Genomic DNA, 21,835 nt, shown 5'->3' with positions numbered 1-21,835 from the left:
TAAGGATAGATCCATGAATCGCTTGCGCCCGCTGCTGCTCCTCGTCCTCTGCAGCTTCCTGTTCGCCTGTCAGCCCGGCAAAGAAAACCAGCCCTTCGTGCTGACCCTGGCGCACATGAACGACACCCACTCCCAGTTTGACCCGGTCAACGCCGAGCTGAAGGGGCCCATCTTTGGCAAGCAGGGGGAAACCGACACCCTCTACACCCGCTTCGGCGGCTATCCGCGCCTGCTCACCATGGCGAAATCCTTTCAGGCCGAAGCGCTTGCCAAGAACCAGCCGCTCTTGCTGCTGCACGGTGGCGATGCCTGGCAGGGCAGCGGCTACTTCAAGCTCAACGAGGGAATGGCCAATGCCGAGCTGCTGAGCCAGTTCGGGCTCGATGCCATGGCCCTGGGCAATCACGAATTCGATCTCGACAACCACAAGCTGGCCCGCTTCATCCAGGGGGTCAACTTCCCGGTACTGGCCGCCAACCTGGACACCCGTGACGACCCGGATCTGCGCCACGCCACCAACCTCAAGCCGTTCGTGGTCTATGCCTTCGAAGGCAACCGGAAGAGCCCGGTCACCGATCTCAACAACCTGCCCCAGGGCAAGCAGCTGGTCGCCGTGATGGGGCTGGTGCTGGAAGACATGGCCAACATCTCCCCCAACGTCGGCAAGCTGCGCTTTGGCAAGGAGGTCGCCTCGGCCCAGGCGACCGTGGATCTGCTGCGCCAGAAGGGGATCCACCACGTCATCGCCTTGACCCATATCGGCAACCAGCGGGATCTCGCGCTGGCTGCCGAGGTGAACGGGATAGATGCCATCGTCGGCGGCCACTCCCACAGCCTGCTCGGCGACTTCAGCAACATCGGCTGGGGCAAGACAGGCGAATACGCCCAGCTGGTCACCAATCCGGACGGCGTCGGCCTGACCTGTGTGGTGCAGGCGGGCTCCTACGCCCAGGCCATCGGCCTGGCCCGGGTCAGCTTCGACGGCCAGGGCCGGGTCATCGCCTGCAAGGGCCAGAACCAGCTGCTGGCCAGCCGCGACTTCTTCGCCGATCCGGCCCGCAAGCAGGTGCTGGATGAGACGCGTGGCAAGCAGGCGGGCAAGTTCATCGATGCCCAGCCCAACCTGGTGACTGTGGATGAAGACCCGCGTCTGCGCGGCATCATCGACAGCCACTACAAGCCGGCACTGGAGCAGGCCTTCGGGCCCGTCATCGCCACCCTGCCGGCGGCGCTGCAAAATGCCCGCCGCCCCGGCGACAACGGCAGCGACAGCCACGGCTCCGACATCGCCCCCCTGGTGGCCGAAGGCCAATACTACTGGGCCAACACCCCGGCAGTGCAGGCCCTGACCGGCGGCCCTGTCCACTTCGCCCTGCTGGCGGTGGGGGGCGTGCGCGCCGATCTGCCCGCCGGCGAGTTGCGCGAAGGGGACGCGGCGCTCACCCTGCTGCCGTTCAAGAATCAGCTCTCCGTGCTGACCCTGACCGGTGCCGAGGTACGCGCCCTGCTGACCGAGACCATCACGGCCACCCTGCCTGCCAGCGCCCACGCCGGCAAGTTCCCCTACGGCGGCCACCTGCGTTACACCTTCACCGAAACCGTGCCTGGCAAGCGTGGCGAGCTGACCCGACTGCAATGGCAGAGCACCGAAGGGCAGTGGCAGGATCTGGTCGATGACCAGCGCTACCGGGTGGTGATGAACGCCTACAGTGCCAATGGCAATGACGGCTGGCAGGCGCTCGCCCGCGCCCAGCGCCAGCAGGCCGAGCGGCTGGATCTCGCCTGGGTGGATGGCAAGCTGACCGGCTTCCCCATCGAGAAGGTGGAGCAGAGCGGCGATCAGCTGAGCGCCCGTTATGCGCCGGGTCAGCAACTCGACTGCAAGGCCAGCGGTGTCAACTGCGGCACGGATGCGGCCTCCTTCGTGCAATACGTGCGAGAGCAGCGGCCGACCCTGACCGCATTGACGGAAGAGACGGTCACGCTGCTGCGGGCCAAATAAGCCGCCACCCCAGCCAACACCGACCTGCACGGGCCTCGACAAGGGGCCCGTTTTGCTGCCATTGGCAACCCGATCAGCGGTTATTCCCTCACGGTTGCCGAGCTTTGGTTGAGTGATCGCCAGTCGGCGGCTAGAATATTGCGTCCCATTGCCTTGGGCAGTCTGCCCATTGCAAGCAGCGAGTGAAGACATCAAGCGTGACAAGCCAAATCAAACTGATCGTGGGACTGGGCAATCCCGGCCCCGAATACGCCAAGACCCGCCATAACGCGGGCGCCTGGTATGTGGAGCAGCTGGCTCGCTGGCACAATGTCAGCCTGCGCGAAGAGCCCAAGTTCTTCGGCCACACGGCCCGCATTCAGGTGGAAGGTCAGGATGTGCGTCTGCTCATCCCGAACACCTACATGAATCTCTCCGGCAAGGCCGTGGCGGCGCTGGCCCGTTTCTACCAGATAGAACCGGAAGCCATACTGGTGGCCCACGATGAACTGGACCTGCCCCCCGGCATCGCCAAGTTCAAGCAAGGTGGTGGTCACGGTGGTCATAATGGCCTCAAAGACATCATTGCCAGGATGGGCAACAACAATAATTTCTTCCGGCTGCGCCTCGGGATAGGCCATCCCGGCGCCAAGGAGCTGGTGGCCGGATTCGTCCTGACCAAGGCCCCAAGCAGTGAACAGAGCCTGATCGAGGCCGCATTGGATGAGTCCCTGCGCGCCACCGATATCCTGTTCAAGCAAGACATGACCAAGGCCATGAATCGCTTGCACAGCTTCAAGGCCGAAAAAGTCTGAATACAGATGCCTGACACGCGTCAGGCTCGCACAATATGACAGGGTCGCCCAAGAACCTGTCCACGCACTGTGACGAGAGGTCGTCAGCAAGGTGAAGCGCAGCGCAGGAACCGGAGCGTATAGGCATACGTGAGGATTCCGAGCAGCACATGAGCCTTGATCACGGCCTCGCAGTAAGAGCGTGAACAGGTTAAGCGGCCCTCAACAGCATCCATCAATAAGGTAACAATCCATGGGTTTTAAATGCGGTATCGTGGGCCTGCCCAATGTAGGTAAATCCACCCTGTTCAATGCGCTGACCAAGGCCGGCATCGAAGCCGCCAACTTCCCGTTCTGCACCATTGAGCCGAACACGGGTGTGGTTCCCATGCCGGATCCGCGTCTCGACCAGCTGGCGGCCATCATCAATCCCCAGCGTGTCGTGCCGACCACCATGGAATTCGTGGACATCGCCGGTCTGGTTGCCGGTGCCTCCAAGGGCGAAGGTCTGGGCAACCAGTTCCTGGCCAACATCCGTGAAACCGAAGCCATCGGCCACGTGGTGCGCTGCTTCGAGGACGAGAACATCATTCACGTTGCCGGCAAGGTCTCTCCGGCCGACGACATCGAGGTGATCAACACCGAACTGGCCCTGTCGGATCTGGACGCCTGCGAGCGCGCCATTCACCGCCAGTCCAAGCGCGCCAAGGGCGGCGACAAGGATGCCAAGCTGGAAGTGGAAACCCTGGAGAAGATCCGGGTCGCCCTGGAAAACGGCCAGATGATCCGTGGCATGAAGCTGGACAAGGATGAGCTGGCCGCCGTGAGCCACCTCAACTTCCTGACCTTGAAGCCCACCATGTACATCGCCAACGTGGCGGAAGACGGTTTCGAGAACAACCCCTTCCTCGACAAGGTGCGTGAAATCGCCGCTACCGAGAACGCGGTTGTGGTGGTGGTCTGCTGCGCCATCGAATCTGACATCGCCGAGCTGGACGACGACGATCGCGCCGAGTTCATGGCAGATCTTGGCATCGAAGAGCCAGGCCTGAACCGGGTGATCCGCTCAGGTTACGAGCTGCTCAAGCTGCAGACCTATTTCACCGCCGGCGTGAAGGAAGTGCGTGCCTGGACCATTCCGGTCGGCGCCACAGCTCCGCAAGCGGCGGGCAAGATCCACACCGACTTTGAAAAAGGCTTTATTCGCGCCCAAACCATCGCCTTCGAAGACTTTATCACCTACAAGGGTGAGCAAGGTGCCAAGGAAGCAGGCAAGATGCGCGCCGAAGGGAAAGACTACATCGTCAAAGATGGCGATATCATGAACTTCCTGTTCAACGTCTAATCCCATGAGAGGCCAGCATTTGCTGGCCTCTCTTTTATCTGGCATAACGCCGTATCTTCCGGCAAATGTCGTAAAAAAAACCAGATTGTTGGGCTTTTGCACGACAGCGACCAATAACTCGCCAAACGCACCCAAATTCGGTTTTTCTGGCAAAAAAAGGGTTGACGCCCCAGAGCCAGATACGCATAATTCGGCCCGCACAGTGACGAGGCAACGACTCACTGGAAGCACGGTTGGCTATGTAGCTCAGTTGGTTAGAGCATCGCACTCATAATGCGAGGGTCACAGGTTCGAATCCCGTCATAGCCACCATTAATTGTTCAGTTGGGGTATCGCCAAGCGGTAAGGCAGCGGGTTTTGATCTCGCCATCCCTAGGCCCTAGGTTCGAATCCTAGTACCCCAGCCATTTTTAAAAGTTCTTTGACCAGTCACATGACTGTCGAGGAGCGCTGTTGGGGTATCGCCAAGCGGTAAGGCAGCGGGTTTTGATCTCGCCATCCCCCCCCCCCCCCCCCCCCCCCTAGGTTCGAATCCTAGTACCCCAGCCATTATTGCCTTTCATCGACCTCGTCGGTGATAGCTGTGGTGAACGTAAGAGGTTTTGATCTCGTCAACGTTCATAGGTTCGTATCCTAGTGCCACAGCCTTTTTTAAAAGTTCTTTGACCAGTCACATGGCTGTTGAAGAGCACTGTTGGGGTATCGCCAAGCGGTAAGGCAGCGGGTTTTGATCTCGCCATCCCCCCCCCCCCTAGGTTCGAATCCTAGTACCCCAGCCATTATCTCGTTCTCTTCCACCTCGTGGTTGATGACAGATGGCTATGTAGCTCAGTTGGTTAGAGCATCGCACTCATAATGCGAGGGTCACAGGTTCGAATCCCGTCATAGCCACCATTTTGCAGTTGTTCAGTTGGGGTATCGCCAAGCGGTAAGGCAGCGGGTTTTGATCTCGCCATCCCTAGGGGAGGTTCGAATCCTAGTACCCCAGCCATTTTTGACTTGTCAGCAATGACATTGGTGACAAGACGGCTATGTAGCTCAGTTGGTTAGAGCATCGCACTCATAATGCGAGGGTCACAGGTTCGAATCCCGTCATAGCCACCATTAATATTGCGGAAGTGGCGAAATTGGTAGACGCACCAGATTTAGGTTCTGGCGCCATAGGCGTGAGAGTTCGAGTCTCTCCTTCCGCACCATTAATAGCAGTACCAAACAGACCAGCTCAGGCTGGTTTTTTTGTGCCCGTCTTTCACCCTCAATCCCCCTTGCCATCCAATCTCTGCCTCGCTCCCCTCTCGCTCTGCCGCCACCCGAGCTCATGCGGAGCGACAAAAAAGCGGCCCGCAGGCCGCTTGTCTCTCTTTTCCCTGAATCAACCCGGTCAGAACGGGAAGAACCAGGGGATGGCGATCACGCTCACCACCATCACCAGCAGGGTAAAGGGCACGCCGATGCGTACGAAATCCACGAACTTGTAGTTGCCGGGCCCGAGCACCAGGGTATTGACCGGCGACGAGACCGGCGTCATGAAGGCCGCCGAGGCCGCGATGGCGATGGTCATGGCAAAGGGATAGGGGGAGATCCCCATCTGCTGGGCCGTTCCCAGCGCAATGGGCGCCATCAGTACCGCCGTCGCGGTATTGGAGATGAAGAGTCCGATCAGGGCGCACAGGGCGAACAGGCTGGCCAGCATCACGCGAGGGCCCATCTCACCGACGGCCGCGATCAGACCGCCGACAATCAGGTCCACCCCGCCGGTCTTCTGCAGCGCCAGCGCGAAGGGCAGCATGCCAACGATCAGGATCAGGGTGGGCCAGTGGATGGACTTGTAGGCACTCTCCATGTCGATACAGCGGAACTTGCCCATCAGCAGGCAGGCCACCAGCGCCGCGATGACGTTGGGCACGGGATCCGTCACCATCAGCACCACCATGACCCCGAGACAGATAAGGGCGTGGATGGCCTGGCTGCGGGCCGGTGCCATCTCGTCCACCTCGGCGGGCAGGCCCAGCAGCAGGAAGTCGCGGCTGTGGGTCTGCAACAGGCGGATCAGGCTCCAGTTGCCCACCACCAGCAGGGAGTCGCCCATCTGCAAGGGATCATCCACCAGCTTGCCGGTCAGTGCCTCGCCGTTGCGGCGGATCCCCACCACGCTCAGACCGTAGTGGGAGCGAAAGGCCACCTCGCGAATGCTCTTGCCGAGCAGACGGGATTCGGGGATGAGCGACACCTCGGCCATGCCCACCTCCCGCGCCTGATCGGAGAAGTACTCCCCGCGCAATATCATGGGCTCGAGCCGCGCCTCGCTGCAGAACTCTCGCACATCCACCTCGGGGTCGGACATGTCGATCAGCAGCACGTCCTTGGCCTGGAACTCGGTGACGCCGGAGACGGTCACCATCACCCGCCGAAACTTGCGCCAGCGCTCCACCCCGATGACGTTGGCGCCATAACGGGCCCGCAATTGCAACTCGTCCAGGGTCTGGCCTATCAGGGGGGAGTCGGGCCGGATCGCCAGCCGGCGGGCGCGCCCGGCCAGCCGGTAATCGCGGATGAGATCGCGCATTGTGCTGCGCCCCGCCTGCTTGCCTTTGCCCTCCTCCCCTTCACGCACCAGGGAACCCCGCATCAGCAGCATGTAGAGGATGCCCATCACCAGGATAATCAGCCCCATGGGGGTGAAGCCAAAGAAGCCGAAACCATGGATGCCGTGGCGCATCAGCTCACTGTTGACCACCATGTTGGGCGGGGTCGCCACCAGCGTCATCATGCCGCTGATGAGGCCGGCAAAGCCGAGCGGCATCATCAGGCGGCCGGCCGGGATCCCCATGCGGTTCGCCACGCTCAGCACTACAGGGATGAAGATGGCCACCACCCCTGTGCTGCTCATCACGGCCCCCAGCAGGGAGACGGCCACCATCAGCAGCACCAGCATGCGGATCTCGCTGCTGCCCGCCACCTTCACCAGCATGTCCCCCACCTGATAGGCGATGCCGGTGCGCACCAGCCCCTCCCCCACCACGAACAGGGCGGCGATCAGAATGACGTTGGGATCACTGAACCCCGCCAGCGCCTCCGGCAGGGTCAGGGTGCCGCTCAGCACAAACAATATGATGATCAACAAGGCGACTACGTCCATGCGTACCTTGTTGGTAATAAACAGATAGATGGCGCCCACCAGCATGCAGAGGACCCAGATCAGTTCGGAATTCACACTTGCTCCTTTCGTTCATGTCCGCCACTGCACAATGGGTAAAATGGCGGACTCCATCAGACCACAGCTTGTTCTGCCCCGGTTTGTTACATATCAATAAAGGGCAAGGGCCATCATCGCATATCGGGGCTCCCTGCGGTCCGCAAAAATGGCGAGCCTTTGCCGCCACCCTTTATCCATTCTTTGATGTGGCTCAGGCCGGCTCGGACAAAAGTCCTGCGTTGGCCCCCGCGCAGCCCCTAGAATAGGCCCGTTCCGATCATCCCCCTTCTTCCAAATTTTCAAAGGAAACGAAAATGAGCATATTCGAGTGGTTCAGCATCAATCACACCCTGGTGACCATACCGCTGGGCGGCGGTTACGCCATGTCGTGGATTGAAGCCATCGGCACCCTGTTCGGCCTGGCCTGCATCTGGTTCGCCAGCCAGGAGAAGACCATCAACTACCTGTTCGGCCTCATCAACGTCAGCCTGTTTGCCATCATCTTCTTCCAGATCCAGCTCTACGGCCTGCTGATGCTGCAACTGTTCTTCTTCTGTGCCAACGTCTACGGCTGGTACGCCTGGACCCGCCCCGCCAACGAGCAGGGTGACAGCTTGCAGATCCGCTGGCTGAGCAAGTCCAAGCTGATGATGACCGCCGCCCTGAGCGTGCTGGCCATCGCCCTGCTGACCCTGTTTATCGACCCCGTGTTCGCCACCCTGGCACGCACCTCGGTCGCCCTGCTCAACCTGTTCGGGGCCGGCCTGGCTACCCCTGAGCCCTCCCCCGACGCCTTCCCGTTCTGGGATGCCAGCATGACGGTGCTCTCTGTGGTGGCCCAGATCCTGATGACCCGCAAATACGTGGAGAACTGGATCCTCTGGGTGGTCATCAACATCATCAGCATCGGCGTCTATGCCGCCCAGGGCGTCTACGCCATGTCGCTGGAGTACCTGATCCTGCTGTTCATCGCCGCCAACGGCACCCGCCTCTGGATGCTGGCCGCCAAACGCCCGCAGCAGGAAGCGATCGCATGAGCCTGCTGCCCCATCTGCAATGCCGCCCGGATCAGATTGCCGAACGGGTGGTGCTGTGCGGCGATCCGGCCCGGGTCGATCGCATCGCCAGTCAGCTGCAAGGGTGCGAGTCGCTCGGCCAGAACCGGGAGTTTCGCCTGATCAACGGCCATCATCAGGGGCTGCCCGTCACCGTCTGCAGCACAGGCATCGGCGGCGCCTCCGCCGTCATAGCGCTGGAGGAGCTGGTGCAGGCGGGTGCCCGCTCGCTCATCCGGGTCGGCTCCGCCGGCGCCCTGCAGCATGAGATGGCGCTGGGGGATCTCATAGTGGTGGAGGGGGCCGTGCGCCACGAGGGCGCCTCGCTGGCCTATCTGCCACCCGAGTACCCCGCCTGCGCCGACATTCGGCTGCAGGCCGCCCTGCTCGACCATATCGCCGCCAGCGGCCAGCCTCACTGGCACGGCCTGGTGCGCTCCCACGACAGCTTCTACCGGGATGACGAGCAGGCGGTGTGCCGCTACTGGCACGAACGCGGCCTTCTGGGGGCGGACATGGAGACGGCCTCCCTGCTTACCGTCGGTCGGCTGCGCAAGGTGCGAGTCGCCGCCGTGCTCTGCAACGTGGTGGTCTTCGAGCAGGACGTGCAGCAGGGGGTAAGCGACTACGCCAGCGCAGAGGCGGCCATGATGGCCGGTGAGCGGCTGGCCATCGCCGCCGCGCTCCATGCGCTGGCGCAATAAGCCAGCCACACCCCAGACCCGGATCTGATCAGCCCAGGGGCCGGCATCGCCGCCGGCCCCTGCCAAAACGTTAAGCCCGGCACATTCGATGGCACGGGCGCTGGCATCCGGCCCCCGCTCTTGCTAGCCTCATGGCCCTCGTTTCCCCGCGCGGGTTTCTCATGCAGCAACAACCCTATCCCCTCGGTCGTTTTCACGCCGAACTTGAGCAGCTTGAACCCCGCTTTGCCGCGGCGCTGGAGGCGTGCACCCTGTTTCTGCGCCGCTACCTGCCGGGCGAGCCCATCATGCGCCAGGGGGAGCAGAGCGAATGCCTCTATCTGGTAGAGACGGGACGGGTCTCCCTTAACAGTGCAGTGCACTCGGGGCGCCTGTTTCAGCTCGGGGAGATAGCGTGCCAGCGCCAGATCTTCGGCGAAATGGAGTTCTTCAGCGCCACCCCGGTGCAGTGGAGCGTGGTGGCCGAGACAGAGCTGGATGCCAGCGTCATCTGTGCTCACAAGCTGGCCCAGCGGCTGCTGGCCGAACCCGAGCTGACCCTGTTCTTCGCCTCGGCCCTGGCCAGCGACTATCTGGATACCCTGGACATCACCACCAGCCGTCTGCTGCACCCCATCGCCTACAACATCGCCTTTGAACTGTGGCGCGAGCGCCAGCGTACCCCCATGCTGGGCTCGCGCAAGCGCTCCCACGAGGCGGCGCGCTTTGGCACCACGGAGCGCGTCTACCGCCGCGCCCTCAAGGAGCTGGTCGAACAGGGGATAGTGTGCGAGGGCGCTGACGGCCCCACCATCGCCGATCTGGCCAGGCTGCGCGCCTATCTCGACCTTTAATCTCGATTCACTCTTCCCCCCTATCGGAGCATCCATGTCTACCTATCCCGAGTTCACCTTCTTCAGCCGCTTCGTGGCCGATATCCAGGCCGGCCGCAAGACCATCACCATACGCGACGAGAGCGAAGCCCAATGGCAGCCCGGCCAGCGGCTCTCACTCTTCACCAACCCCGAGCAGCAGCCGTTCGGCGCCATAGAGGTGATCTCTGTCACTGCGGTCGCCTTCGATGAACTGAGCGAGGAACACGCCCGCCAGGAGAACATGACCCTCCCTGAGCTCAAACAGGTAATCAGGGATATCTACCCCGCGCTGCCGCCGCTCTATGTGATTGAATTCAAACTGATAGCCTGATTGATGACCCGGACCGGATTTGGCCCTGGTCGAGCAATATGTTAATAGTGTTCCTTTTGAATCGTGGAGAAGCCGAACGTGTTTGAAATAGCGAGCCTGAAAGAGGGCATGATGCACGGGGTCGAGCTGTTCCAGCTGCTGCTGGAGATCATCTCCATCGCCTGCGTGGTGACAGGGCTTGGCAAGACGCTCTGGCTGGCGGCACGAGTCCGGGATCACGCCCCCGGTTTCCCCCGTATCCGCCTCTGTTTTGGCAGCTGGCTCATTCTGGCGCTGGAGTTCCAGCTCGCCGCCGACATACTGGCCACCACAGTCGCGCCGAGCAAGGAGGAGCTGATCCGCCTCGCCATCATTGCGGTGATCCGCACCTTCCTGAACTACTTCCTCGGCAAGGAGTTGGAGGCGCAGGCTGAGCGCCAGCAGGAACAGCGCAGCGAGCAGGCCAAGGCGGCCCAATAGCCCGTTTCTTTGCACAGCATCATCGCTGAGTGTCGTGCCATCCCGACCACCTCCGTGGCTCGGGATGGCCCAGTTGTGACCCTCCCCTCACTTTTGGCAATCAGCCAACTATGGAACCCTTTTCAAGCCTTTCCCCGCCCTGTCGAGGGCCCGCGCATCTGCGTAAGATAAACCATTGCGTCCCCCAACCGGCCCAGCTGATGAACAGAGTTCCTCTCCACCTCGACCAGTGCGTCATCTACCAGATCTACCCCATGAGCTTTCAGGACAGCGACGGAGACGGCATGGGCGACATCAAGGGCATCCGCCAGCGCCTGGACTATCTGGCGACCCTGGGGGTCGACCTGCTCTGGCTCACCCCTGTCTATCGCTCCCCCAAGCGAGACAACGGCTATGACGTGGCGGACTACCGCGCCATAGACCCCGCCTTCGGCACCCTGGCCGAGATGGAACAGCTGATCAGCGATGCGGCCGCCCGCGGCATCGGCATCATGATGGACATAGTCGCCAACCACACTTCCACCGAGCACGCGTGGTTCAGGCTGGCGCTGGCGGGGGATCCCCATTATCAGGCCTACTACGTGTTTCGGGACCAGGCCTTCGTCGATGCCCACCCGGTGGAGTCCATCTTTGGCGGCAGCGGCTGGCAATACGTACCGCAGCTTGATCGCTACTATCTGCACAACTTCGACATGAGCCAGGCCGATCTGGACTGGGATAACCCGGCGGTGCGCGCCGAAATGGCCGGGGTGATCAACTTCTGGCTGGCGAAAGGGATAAAGGGATTTCGCTTCGATGTGATCGACATGGTGAGCAAGACATGGTCGCCCCTTGCCATGAGCAACGGCCCCCGCCTGCACGACTATATCCGCGAGCTCAACGCCGCCAGCTTCGGCAACAAGGGGATCATCACGGTCGGCGAGACCTGGGGGGCGGATCTCGCCCACATGCAGCACTATTCGAACCCGAATGGCAGCGAGTTCAGCATGGTGTTCAACTTCGAGCACCTGGGGCTGGGGCAGGACAAGTGGGCGTCGCATTTTGACCCTCTCGCCTTCAAGCGGGCCATGGCCCGCCACCAGCGGGGGCTGCACGGCCGGGGCTGGAACAGCCTGTTTCTCAATAACCACGACCTGCCCCGCGCAGTCTCCCGCTTTGGCGACGACAGGCCAAGGTGGCGCGAGCCGAGTGCCAAGCTCTGGGCCCTGGTGCTGCACATGATGCAGGGCACCCCCTTCATCTATCAGGGAGAGGAGCTGGGCATGACCAACCGCCACTGGCAAACCGATGAGCTGCGCGACGTGGAGGCCATCCACTACAGTGCCAGCCAGCCGGAGCTGGCTCCTGTCGAGCTGAGCCGACGGCTGGATGCCATCGGCCGCGACAACGCCCGCACCCCGATGCAGTGGGATGCCGGCCCTCACGCGGGCTTCAGCACAGCCAAGCCCTGGATAGCGCTCAACGACAACCACATCGAGATAAATGCCGCCGAGCAGCTGGCCCGCCCCGACTCGCTGTTTCACTGCTATCGCCAGCTGATTGAATTGCGCAAGGCCCACCCCGTCATTCGCCACGGCGACTTCGAGCTGCTCGATGGTGACGATCCACTGCGCATCGGCTACCGCCGCCACTGGCAGGATCCGGCAAGCGGAGAGCGGCATACCCTGCTGCTGCTCGCCAACCTCACCGCGGGCACCTTGCCCATGCCCCATCTTGAGCTGGTAGAAAAGGAAGCCACCCTGCTGATGGGCAACTACCCGGATGCACCCACGGCCACCTTCGCCCCCTATCAGGCCGCCGTCTGGCTGATGCAGGCAAGCGAGTAACGGGCAAGACCATCGCTCGGCGCCAGCCTCCGCCACGCGGGGGCGGCCCCTGCGCCTCACCCCCTGATGATTCCCCCCGCCCTAGCCCCCCCCCCCCCCCCCCCCCCCTAGGCTGCCGATGTGCCCCGGCGATTTATTCACTTAAAAACTTCGCATTTTCAGGCCCAAACAGCCTTGCCAGGCAATATCCGACCTCGTCTTGCTATCGACAATTGAAATAGTTCAACACACTGTTTTAATTGGAAATAATCGCCATCAAAAACGACTCCTTTATCATCAAACGACGATATTCAACGCTGTTTAGTCAGGGTTAAAAGTCAATTCAGATTTGCGCCCTTGTGGTTCTTCGCTGACTCCTTATGGTTTCCATCCGAAGCATGCGGCACTCAGCCGTACGCCGACGTTCAGGCTAGCGGGATAGGTATCCCGCCATAACAAAAGGTAAACACCATGCGTAAAACCGGAGTGGCGCTCGCCATCTCGACCCTCTTCTGGCTCAACTCGGTCACGGCAACCCCCATCATATTCCCGGACGACCCGCTGGCCGGCCCTGGAGCAGAGACGCCCGCCCTTGCTCGCACGTTCCAGCTGGCGCAGGACGATCTGGGCAACCGGATCCACCAACTTCATCTGCCAATTCAGACCGAACCCGAGCTGGTGGCGGAGCTGGAGCAGATCGGCAGGCAGCAGGGATTCTCGGTCAACACCCATGGCGACATGTACACCTGGACCGAGGACAACATGTGGCTGTCACGGGATGGCACCCTCGTCTTCCGCCCCCGGGCACCGCTGGCCAACAAGGATAGCTACCACGCCTTCGTCACCGCCTTGACCCCAGAGAGCCCGCAGGCCGAGCAGGAGGGGCACCACAGCCTGGGCAGCCAGGACTCCCAGGGGCTGACAGATGGCATGCTGGCCCAGGCCGACAGCTTTGCCAGCGAACAGGGGCGCGAGCTTCTCCCGACCTTCTCCATCATAGATGGCGGCAACATGCTGACCGGCCAGCGCGCCGACGGTACCCCCTATGCCCTGATAGGTCGCGACGCCCTGCTGCAGACCACTCTGCACCACAGCCGGCTGGATAGTGAGCGCATCGCCACCCGGCAGGAAACCATGGAGCGCGACGGTGACTTTCGCCTGCAGCTGATCGAGCGCGAGTGGCTGGGCAGCCCCCATACGGTGCAGAACGGCCATGATCCCGAGATTGACCTCATACTGCTGGAGGCAGCCAACCTGCTACCCCGGGATCTGAGCGCCGAGCAGCGCCACGCATATGCCAGGAGCGCGCGCGCCAAGGCCGAGCTGGCGCAGTACCAAGTGGACTGGGACAGCCGGCAGGCCGCACAGGGGAGGATGTTTCTGAGCCAGCAGCAGGGCGCCCTCATCGCCGAGCGCTATCGCGCGCTCCATGGCCAGGCGCTGCCGGCCTCCTTCGATCTGCTGGCTCAGCTGAAACAGGACTACGCCAGCCTGGTGGTCACCGCCGATCTCCACTCTGACTTTGCTGATGACCAGATAGAGAACGAGCTGCAAACCCTGCAGGCCGATGCCGCCACCCTGACCCGGCTGGGACGCATGCTGCAGGCCGGCGGCTACCAGCGCCAGGAGCTGGCCGGCGTAGAGCTGGATGAGCAGACCCGCCGTTTCCTCGCCATGATGGCCATCAGCCAGCGCCTGATGGCGCAGGAGCTCAAGGTGGCCGAGCGGGACCTGGTGATCCTGGCCCAACCCGGTTTTCACCTCGACATGGCCATGCGCCCGCTGGCCGATGGCCGCATCCTGTTCAACGATCCTGCGGCTGGCGAGGCACTGATCCAGCAGCTACTGACCAGCGACGGCAGCCTGAGCGACAGCGAGCGCCAGGGCCTCACAGAGACGCTTACCAACCTGCGGCAACAGACCGAGCGCTGGCACAAGATCCATGCCCTCATCCGGCAGCAGCTGACCGATGCCGGTCTGACCCCCATCGCCACCCCGGGCGCCTTCAGCGTGAACAAGCGGTCGGTGAACTGGATGAACGGCATCATGGGCACGGCGCAGCAACCCTTCTACATCACCAACGCCGCCAGCATAGCCCCCCTGAATCAGGCCTTCGGCGCCTGGTTGAAACGCGAGGTGCCCGAGCTGGCCACCTATTTCGTGGGTCAGACGGCCAGTAGCCACAGGGAGGGATTGAACCAGGCGGAGGCCCTGCTCAGGGGCAGCGGTGGCCTGGATTGCATCACCTTGCACCACGAGTAGCGAGCGCTTGAGCCAAATGTTCAACCGACGGTCATTTGACTCGCAGGCGGGTTCTGTGTACTTTGCGACCAGAATTTTTGTTGGACCGCTTTTCCATGTTGTACATCCTGTTCAAATGCTCTGTCAGGAGGCTGTGCTCCGTGCACTAACACGATGAAGTGTTGCCCGGAGCCATTCCTCTTCTGAATCTTCATCAGCTGCGTGCATGCCCTCTCACAGGGAGGCGGCCCCGCATCTGATGAAAACAGGAAGACTCAGGCCGGCGAGATGCTTCATCGCCGGCCTTTTTGTTTCTGATATTCAGGACAAAGTTTCAATATTGCTTGAAACGGGGGGCCGGTACGCCAAGTACCGCCCCCCGTTTTTTATGGATGTAGCACCATGAGTTTACTCACCATTCAAAACCTGACTTGTCACCTGGGTGACAAGACCCTCTACCAGCAGGCCAACTTCACCCTCTTCGCCGGTGAGCATATCGGCGTCACGGGCAAAAACGGCGCGGGGAAAAGCACCCTGCTGAAACTGCTGCAGGCGGAGCTGTTGCCCGACGGGGGCGACATCCTCTGGCAGCCCGCGGTGCGCCTCGGTTATCTGGACCAGCATGGCGAGATGGATCCCCAAACCAGGGTGCGCGATCAGCTGCAATCCGCCTTTGCGGATCTCTACCGGCAGGAGGCCGAGATGATGGCCATCTACGCCTGCCCGGCGAAAAGTGCCCAAGCCCGCCATCTGGCACGCGCAGCCACCCTTCAGGCCAGCCTGGAAAGCCGGTCGTTTTATCAGATCGACAACCACATAGATGCGGTGGCTGATGGCCTGGGGATCACGCCATTGGGCATGCATACCCGGCTGGGGGAATTGAGCGGCGGACAAAGGCACAAGGTCATGCTGGCCCGCCTGCTGTTGCTCGCGCCGGATGTCCTGCTGCTGGACGAGCCGACCAATTATCTGGATACCCGTCACCTCGACTGGCTGGCGGACTATCTGGGCGGCTTCAAGGGAGCCTTTATGCTGGTCTCCCACGACCAGGCCTTCCTGAACCGGATTGCCACGGCCATTTGCGACATAGACAGGCAGCAAATCCGCAAATTCAAGGGCAATGTCGACAAGGCCATGGCCCAGAAAGCCAGCGAGGATGCCGCCCACGGGAGGCAATATCTGGCGCAGCAGCGACATATCGACAAGCTGGAACGGTTCATCGACAAAAACGGGGCCGGGGTCAATGCCAGCATCGCCAATGGCCGCAAGAAGCAGCTGGCACGCATAGACAGGCTGGCCGCACCGGGGCAGGAGAAGCCCCTCTCCTTCTCGTTTTGCTCGGCCCCGCACAATGGCCAGCAGCTGATCGCCGCCTCGAAACTGGTCATTGGCTATCAAGGCCCCTTGCTGGCGCCCATCTCGCTGACCCTGAGCCGTGGCGACAAGCTGGTGATTGCCGGGTTCAACGGCATAGGCAAGTCCACCCTGCTGAAAACCCTGGTGGGGGAACTGCCCGCGCTGGCCGGTCAGCTCGCCCTGTCACCGGCGCTCAAGCTCGGTTATTTCGAGCAGGCGCTGTGCTGGCGCTACCCGGATGCCACACCTGTCAATCTGGTGAAAGCTGTGTGCCCGGGCGTGGATGACAAGGCGGCCCGGCAGCATCTGGCGCGGTTTGGCATCACGGGAAAGCAGGCCGTGCAGCCGATTGCCTCCCTCAGTGGTGGCGAGCAGACCAGAGTCAAGCTGTGCCAACTAGCCCTGCAACCCAGCAACCTGCTGGTGCTGGATGAACCGACCACGCACCTGGATGCCGGTGTCAAAGCGGCCCTGCAACAGGCATTGCAGGACTATCCAGGTACCGTGGTGCTGGTCTGCCACGAACGGGAGTTCGTCGCCCACTGGCCGGATCGGGTGGTGGAGATCCCGTCCCTCACCGCCGCCGACCACATTGAGTATCGTTAAGGTAGAAGATATGTTATTGAAAATATTGCTGTTCTTGATTGCATTTCTGGTGGGTGCCGATGAACTTATGCTGGGTCCCATACTGGCGCCCATAGGCCGGGAGCTGGGGGTCCAGCCCGAGCGTGTGACCCTCTTCATCACGGCCTACAGCCTGGCGCTGGCGATGATAGCCCCCTTGCTGGGCACCCTCTCGGATCGTCTGGGCCGAATGAAGGTGATGCTGCCTGCCACCCTGCTGTTTGGCGCCGCCTCTGTGGTCACGGGTCTGGTGGAGAGCTTTGAATGGGGGCTGGCAAGCCGGGTGCTCACCGGCCTCGCCAGTGCCGGCATGCTGCCCATCGCCTTTGCCATGGCCGCAGACAGCGCGGGAACAGATGCCATGAAGCGCATTGCCTGGGTCCAGGCAGGCCTGACCCTGGGCATGATAGCGAGCCCGGCCGTCGGGGCTCTGCTGACCCAATGGCTCTCCTGGCGTGCTGCCTTCATCCTGCTCGGCGTGTGCACCTGGGGTGTGGCGGCGGCGCTGGCCTTGCTCCCCGCCGGCCAAGATCCGGCAGAAAAATCGGCTGCGCATAAGGAGGACAAGGACCCACGCCTGCTGGCCATCCCGGGCGCGGTCGGGGCCCTGCTGGCCATGTGCCTGGGCCTTGGCGGCGGCATAGGTCTGTTCAATCTCGTCGGTCAGCACCTGCGCGATGCCCAGGAGTGGTCCATCGGGTCCGTGGGGGGCTTGTACGCCCTGCTTGGCATCATCAGCGTCGCCGGCAACCTGCTGATGCCCCGCCTCTCTGGCCGGGTCGAGAGCGGGCGTACCCTGATGCGCCTGGCCTTGATGGTCTGCCTGCTGGTCAGCGTCTGCTTCTATCTCTCTCCGGCCGGGCAACTCATGCTGCCGATACTGCTGCTGTGGGCGCTGGCGGGCGGTATAGGATCGCCCGCGCTGCAGGGCTATATTGCGCAGCTCTCCAGCGCTCACAGAGGCATGCTGATGTCGCTGGCGATGACCATGATGCACATTGGCGTAGCGCTCTGGTCTGCCGTCGCCGGGTTCGCCTACAGCGCCGGGCCCCTGGCCATGGCGCTGCTGGCCATGCTGCTGTTCGGCAGCGCCATTGCGCTGCTGCGCCCCGTCAAGCCCGCCGGCTGAAAAAGGGAGCGCATACTCCGGGCCCACGCCCATCCCGTACATGGGTCGCCCATCCGCCAGGATCGGCGACCCCATATCTCACTGTGCCGGCACTGCCAGCCCGCACGCTTCCCACTCACACCATACTCGCTGACCCTCATACCAGGGTCAGCTCTCGCGATGAAGTATCTTAATCTATTGATTTATCTGACGTAAAAAGTGCATTTCAGCTTGCTCATATCCACCGCCAAATGCGTTGAGGCAAATAGATCCCATTGCGTTCAGGGTGCGGACAATGAATAAAAGATGTATTCACTGATTATTTATCCCGTTTGATGCCTTCTCTCCAACCCTCTTACTATGCCTGCGACCTATCCATGGCCTGCACTCTGTCGCAGGCCTTCAAACTGGCATAGCAAGTGGACAACTCATGATCACCACAGACGGTAACAACGCGGTCGCCTCAGTGGCGTACCGCACCAGCGAAGTCATCGCCATCTACCCCATCACCCCCAGCTCCAGCATGGCGGAGCAGGCGTCGGCCTGGTCGAGCGATCGGGGCCTGAACCTGTGGGGCGACGTGCCTCGCGTGGTCGAGATGCAGTCGGAGGGCGGGGCCATCGCCACCGTCCACGGCGCCTTGCAGACAGGCGCACTGGCGACCTCGTTTACCTCGTCCCAGGGCCTGCTGCTGATGATCCCCAACCTCTACAAGTTGGCGGGTCAGCTCATTCCCTTCGTGCTCCACGTGGCGGCGCGTACCGTCGCGACCCATGCCTTGTCCATCTTCGGCGATCACTCGGACGTGATGGCGGTGCGCCAGACCGGCTGCGCCATGCTCTGCGCCAGCAACGTGCAGGAGGCGCAGGACTTCGCCCTGATCTCCCAGGTGGCCAGCCTCAACAGCCGGCTGCCCTTCATCCACTTCTTCGACGGTTTTCGCACCTCTCACGAGATAGCCAAGATAGTGCCGCTGGCGGACGACACCCTGCGTGCCCTGCTGCCGGAGGCGGCCATCCGTGCCCACCGCGATCGCGCCCTGAGCCCGGATCACCCCGTCGTGCGCGGCACCGCCGCCAACCCGGACACCTATTTCCAGTGCAGGGAGGCCACCAACCCCTGGTATGACGACGCCTACCGTCACGTGAGCGAGGCGATGCAAGCCTTCGGCGAACAGACCGGCCGTCACTACCAGCCGTTCGAATACCTGGGTCACCCGGAGGCCGAGCGGGTGCTGGTGCTGATGGGTTCCGCCATCGGCACCTGTGAGGAGGTGATAGCGCGGCTGACTGAGCAAGGGGAGAAGGTGGGACTAGTGAAGGTGCGCCTCTACCGCCCCTTCTCAGCCTCGCATCTGCTGGCTGTCATTCCCGAGAGCGCCCGCAAGATTGCGGTGCTGGATCGCACCAAGGAGCCGGGTGCCCAGGCCGAGCCGCTCTATCTGGACGTGATGAGCGCGCTGGCCGAGGCGGTCAGCCGGGGCGAGCGCGCCAGCCTGCCGCGGGTCATCGGCGGCCGCTACGGCCTCTCCTCCAAGGAGTTCAATCCGGCCTGCGTACAGGCCATCTTCGATGAGCTGACGCTGGACAATCCAAGGCCGCGCTTCACCGTCGGCATCTTCGACGACGTCACCGGCCTCTCCCTGCCGCTGCCGACGTTGGATTATCCGAGCCAGAGCAAGCTGGAGGCGCTCTTCTACGGCCTTGGCAGCGACGGCACCGTCTCGGCGGCCAAGAACAGCATCAAGATCCTCGGCAATCACACCCCGCTCTATCCTCAGGGTTATTTCGTCTACGACTCCAAGAAGGCGGGGGGCCTCACCGTCTCCCACCTGAGGGTGAACGAACGGCCGGTGCAGTCGGCCTACCTGGTGGACGAGGCGGACTTCATCGGCTGCCACCAGTGGCAGTTCATCGACATGTACCAGATGGCGGAGCGGCTCAAGCCGAACGGCATCTTCCTGCTCAACAGCCCCTACGACGCCGACCAGATCTGGCAGCGGCTGCCGCAAGAGGTGCAACAGGTGCTGCACGAGAAGCGCGCCCGCCTCTACACCATCAACGCCGCCAGGATTGCCCGGGAGTGCCAGCTCGGCAGCCGCATCAATACCGTGATGCAGATGGCCTTCTTCCAGCTGACCGCCATCATACCGCCGGCAGAGGCCACCGAGTTGCTCAAGCAGGCCATCGCCAAGAGCTATGGCAACAAGAGCGCCGAGCTGGTCGAGCGCAACTGGCAGGCGCTGGCCGCCACCTGCGAGGCACTGATCCCGGTGCCGCTGCAAGAACTCGATCCGAGCAGCCACCAGCGCCCCCCCGTGGTGTCCGCCAAGGCCCCCGACTTCGTCCAGACCGTCACCGCCGCCATGCTGGCGGGGCTCGGTGACAGCCTGCCGGTCTCCGCCTTCCCGCCGGATGGCACCTGGCCGGTGGGCACCACCCGCTGGGAAAAGCGCAACATCGCCAAGGAGGTGCCCATCTGGCAGGCGGATCTCTGCACCCAGTGCAACTACTGTGTGGCCGCCTGCCCACACTCGGCCATCCGCGCCAAGGTGGTGGACAAGGACGCGCTGGAGGGTGCCCCCGCGACCCTGGACGCCCTGGATGTCAAAGCCCGCGACATGCGCGGCCAGCAATATGTGCTGCAGGTGGCGCCTGAGGATTGCACCGGCTGCAACCTCTGCGTCGAGGTCTGCCCGGCCAAGGATCGCACCGATCCGAGCCGCAAGGCGATCAACATGGAATCCAGGCTCGACCATCTCGATGCCCAGAAGGCGAACTACGACTTCTTCCTGGACCTCCCTGAGCGCACGGCTGAGCAGCTGGAGCGCATCGACATTCGCACCTCCCAGCTCATCTCGCCGCTGTTCGAATACTCGGGCGCCTGCTCCGGCTGCGGCGAGACCCCCTACATCAAGCTGCTGACCCAGCTCTACGGGGACAGGCTGCTGATCGCCAACGCCACCGGCTGCTCGTCGATTTATGGCGGCAACCTGCCCACCACCCCCTACACCACCAACGCCGAGGGCCGTGGTCCGGCCTGGGCCAACTCCTTGTTCGAAGACAACGCCGAATTTGGCTTGGGCTTCAGGCTCACCGTCGATCAGCATCGCGATCGGGTGCGCCGCCTGCTGACGGGTCTGGGTGACACTGTTCCGGCCGAGCTGCAACAGGGGCTGCAAGATGCCAGTCTGCCGGTCTCCGAGCAGCGCGCCCACATTGAGCAGCTGCGCAGCCTGCTGCAGGGGCGCACCGAGCCGGGCGCGGCTGAGCTGGCGAAGGACGCGGATCACCTGGTGGACAAGTCGGTCTGGCTCATCGGCGGCGATGGCTGGGCCTATGACATCGGCTACGGCGGGCTCGACCACGTGCTGAGCCTGGGGGAGAACATCAACGTGCTGGTGCTCGACACCCAGTGCTACTCCAACACCGGCGGCCAGCAGTCCAAGGCGACGCCGCTCGGCGCCATCACCAAGTTTGGCGAGCAGGGCAAGCGCAAGGGGCGCAAGGATCTCGGTGCCAGCATCATGATGTATGGCCACGTCTATGTGGCGCAGATCTCCCTCGGCGCCCAGATGAACCAGACGGTGAAGGCCATTCAGGAGGCGGAAGCCTATCCGGGCCCGTCCCTCATCATCGCCTACAGCCCCTGCGAGGAGCACGGCTACGATCTGGCCCAGAGCCACGAACAGATGAAGCAGCTGACCGCCACCGGCTTCTGGCCGCTCTACCGCTACGACCCCCGTCGCAGCGAGGAGGGCAAGGCACCGCTGGCGCTGGACTCCCGGGCGCCAAACGCCTCGCTGGCCGAGACGCTGCAGCAGGAGCCCCGCTTCAAGCGGCTGGAGCGCCAGCTGCCGGAGATCGCCACCCAGCTCTACCGGGAGGCAGAGCTGGATGCGAACCGCCGCTTCGCCTGGCTGAGCCAGCTCGCCGGCAAGGAGGCCCCGGCGCAGGAGTGATCAAGCTGCTGGCGATCAGTG

14 protein-coding genes and 8 tRNA genes are annotated in these 21,835 nt (G+C 62.6%); 21 read left to right on the top strand and 1 reads right to left on the bottom strand.

The annotated features are described in order from the left end of the window. Window positions 1-13: 13 nt before the first annotated feature. The 11 genes from CK910_RS11270 (at window position 14) to CK910_RS11220 (ending at window position 5,316) form a co-directional block, all read left to right on the top strand. Window positions 14-2,002, top strand: a complete 1,989-nt coding sequence (locus tag CK910_RS11270) for a bifunctional metallophosphatase/5'-nucleotidase (protein WP_098983023.1) — start codon at window positions 14-16, stop codon at window positions 2,000-2,002. Between the two features lie 197 nt (window positions 2,003-2,199). Continuing rightward, window positions 2,200-2,796, top strand: a complete 597-nt coding sequence (gene pth / locus CK910_RS11265) for an aminoacyl-tRNA hydrolase (RefSeq protein WP_098983020.1) — start codon at window positions 2,200-2,202, stop codon at window positions 2,794-2,796. A 232-nt stretch (window positions 2,797-3,028) separates the two neighbouring features. After that, entirely contained in the window at window positions 3,029-4,120 is a 1,092-nt protein-coding gene (ychF, locus tag CK910_RS11260) for a redox-regulated ATPase YchF (protein WP_098983018.1), read from the top strand. Between the two features lie 235 nt (window positions 4,121-4,355). Beyond that, a tRNA-Met gene (locus CK910_RS11255) sits at window positions 4,356-4,432 on the top strand. A gap of 13 nt (window positions 4,433-4,445) precedes the next feature. Further along, window positions 4,446-4,527 (top strand) — tRNA-Gln (locus tag CK910_RS11250). Window positions 4,528-4,574: 47 nt separating this feature from the next. After that, window positions 4,575-4,669, top strand: a tRNA-Gln gene (locus CK910_RS11245). 146 nt (window positions 4,670-4,815) lie between these two features. Further along, window positions 4,816-4,899 (top strand) — tRNA-Gln (locus tag CK910_RS11240). A 38-nt stretch (window positions 4,900-4,937) separates the two neighbouring features. Continuing rightward, window positions 4,938-5,014, top strand: a tRNA-Met gene (locus CK910_RS11235). A 17-nt stretch (window positions 5,015-5,031) separates the two neighbouring features. Further along, window positions 5,032-5,111, top strand: a tRNA-Gln gene (locus CK910_RS11230). A 36-nt stretch (window positions 5,112-5,147) separates the two neighbouring features. Then, window positions 5,148-5,224: transfer RNA gene (locus tag CK910_RS11225), tRNA-Met, on the top strand. An 8-nt stretch (window positions 5,225-5,232) separates the two neighbouring features. Beyond that, window positions 5,233-5,316 (top strand) — tRNA-Leu (locus CK910_RS11220). Between the two features lie 185 nt (window positions 5,317-5,501). On the opposite strand, the gene CK910_RS11215 is transcribed toward CK910_RS11220, so the two are convergent. After that, window positions 5,502-7,334 carry an SLC13 family permease gene (locus tag CK910_RS11215; protein WP_098983016.1) on the bottom strand — a complete coding sequence of 611 codons (1,833 nt, stop codon included), beginning with the start codon at window positions 7,332-7,334 and terminating at the stop codon, window positions 5,502-5,504. A 296-nt stretch (window positions 7,335-7,630) separates the two neighbouring features. On the opposite strand from CK910_RS11215, the gene pnuC reads away from it, so the two are divergent. From pnuC to nifJ, 10 genes are all read left to right on the top strand, one after another. Further along, window positions 7,631-8,353: a nicotinamide riboside transporter PnuC gene (pnuC, locus tag CK910_RS11210; protein WP_098983013.1), complete on the top strand. Its 723-nt coding sequence runs from the start codon at window positions 7,631-7,633 to the stop codon at window positions 8,351-8,353. Beyond that, window positions 8,350-9,075: a nucleoside phosphorylase gene (locus CK910_RS11205; RefSeq protein ID WP_098983011.1), complete on the top strand. Its 726-nt coding sequence runs from the start codon at window positions 8,350-8,352 to the stop codon at window positions 9,073-9,075. Before pnuC ends, CK910_RS11205 begins: the two co-directional genes overlap by 4 nt. A 161-nt stretch (window positions 9,076-9,236) precedes the next feature. Then, on the top strand, window positions 9,237-9,908 hold the full coding sequence (locus tag CK910_RS11200; RefSeq protein ID WP_043555232.1) for a Crp/Fnr family transcriptional regulator: 672 nt from the start codon (window positions 9,237-9,239) through the stop codon (window positions 9,906-9,908). 34 nt (window positions 9,909-9,942) lie between these two features. Further along, window positions 9,943-10,260 carry a N(4)-acetylcytidine aminohydrolase gene (gene yqfB / locus CK910_RS11195; protein WP_098983009.1) on the top strand — a complete coding sequence of 106 codons (318 nt, stop codon included), beginning with the start codon at window positions 9,943-9,945 and terminating at the stop codon, window positions 10,258-10,260. Between the two features lie 78 nt (window positions 10,261-10,338). Continuing rightward, the gene (locus CK910_RS11190; RefSeq protein ID WP_098983006.1) at window positions 10,339-10,719 is read left to right on the top strand and encodes a DUF1622 domain-containing protein; all 381 of its coding nucleotides are present in this window, start codon (window positions 10,339-10,341) and stop codon (window positions 10,717-10,719) included. 200 nt (window positions 10,720-10,919) lie between these two features. Continuing rightward, a complete protein-coding gene (locus CK910_RS11185; RefSeq protein WP_253852858.1) occupies window positions 10,920-12,545 on the top strand; it encodes an alpha-glucosidase in 1,626 nt (541 codons plus the stop codon). Window positions 12,546-12,995: 450 nt separating this feature from the next. After that, on the top strand, window positions 12,996-14,786 hold the full coding sequence (locus CK910_RS11180) for a hypothetical protein (RefSeq protein ID WP_098983000.1): 1,791 nt from the start codon (window positions 12,996-12,998) through the stop codon (window positions 14,784-14,786). Window positions 14,787-15,167: 381 nt separating this feature from the next. Then, window positions 15,168-16,727 carry an ABC-F family ATP-binding cassette domain-containing protein gene (locus CK910_RS11170; protein WP_098982998.1) on the top strand — a complete coding sequence of 520 codons (1,560 nt, stop codon included), beginning with the start codon at window positions 15,168-15,170 and terminating at the stop codon, window positions 16,725-16,727. 10 nt (window positions 16,728-16,737) lie between these two features. Beyond that, the gene (locus CK910_RS11165; protein WP_098982995.1) at window positions 16,738-17,874 is read left to right on the top strand and encodes an MFS transporter; all 1,137 of its coding nucleotides are present in this window, start codon (window positions 16,738-16,740) and stop codon (window positions 17,872-17,874) included. A 409-nt stretch (window positions 17,875-18,283) separates the two neighbouring features. Next, the gene (nifJ, locus tag CK910_RS11160) at window positions 18,284-21,814 is read left to right on the top strand and encodes a pyruvate:ferredoxin (flavodoxin) oxidoreductase (protein WP_098982993.1); all 3,531 of its coding nucleotides are present in this window, start codon (window positions 18,284-18,286) and stop codon (window positions 21,812-21,814) included. The last annotated feature ends 21 nt before the right edge of the window (window positions 21,815-21,835 follow it).

This window comes from Aeromonas sp. CA23 (genome assembly GCF_002587065.1).
GTDB classification, from domain to species: domain Bacteria; phylum Pseudomonadota; class Gammaproteobacteria; order Enterobacterales; family Aeromonadaceae; genus Aeromonas; species Aeromonas bestiarum.
The sequence above is the reverse complement of the archived record's forward strand: the minus strand, read 5'-3'. Positions and strand labels throughout refer to the sequence as shown.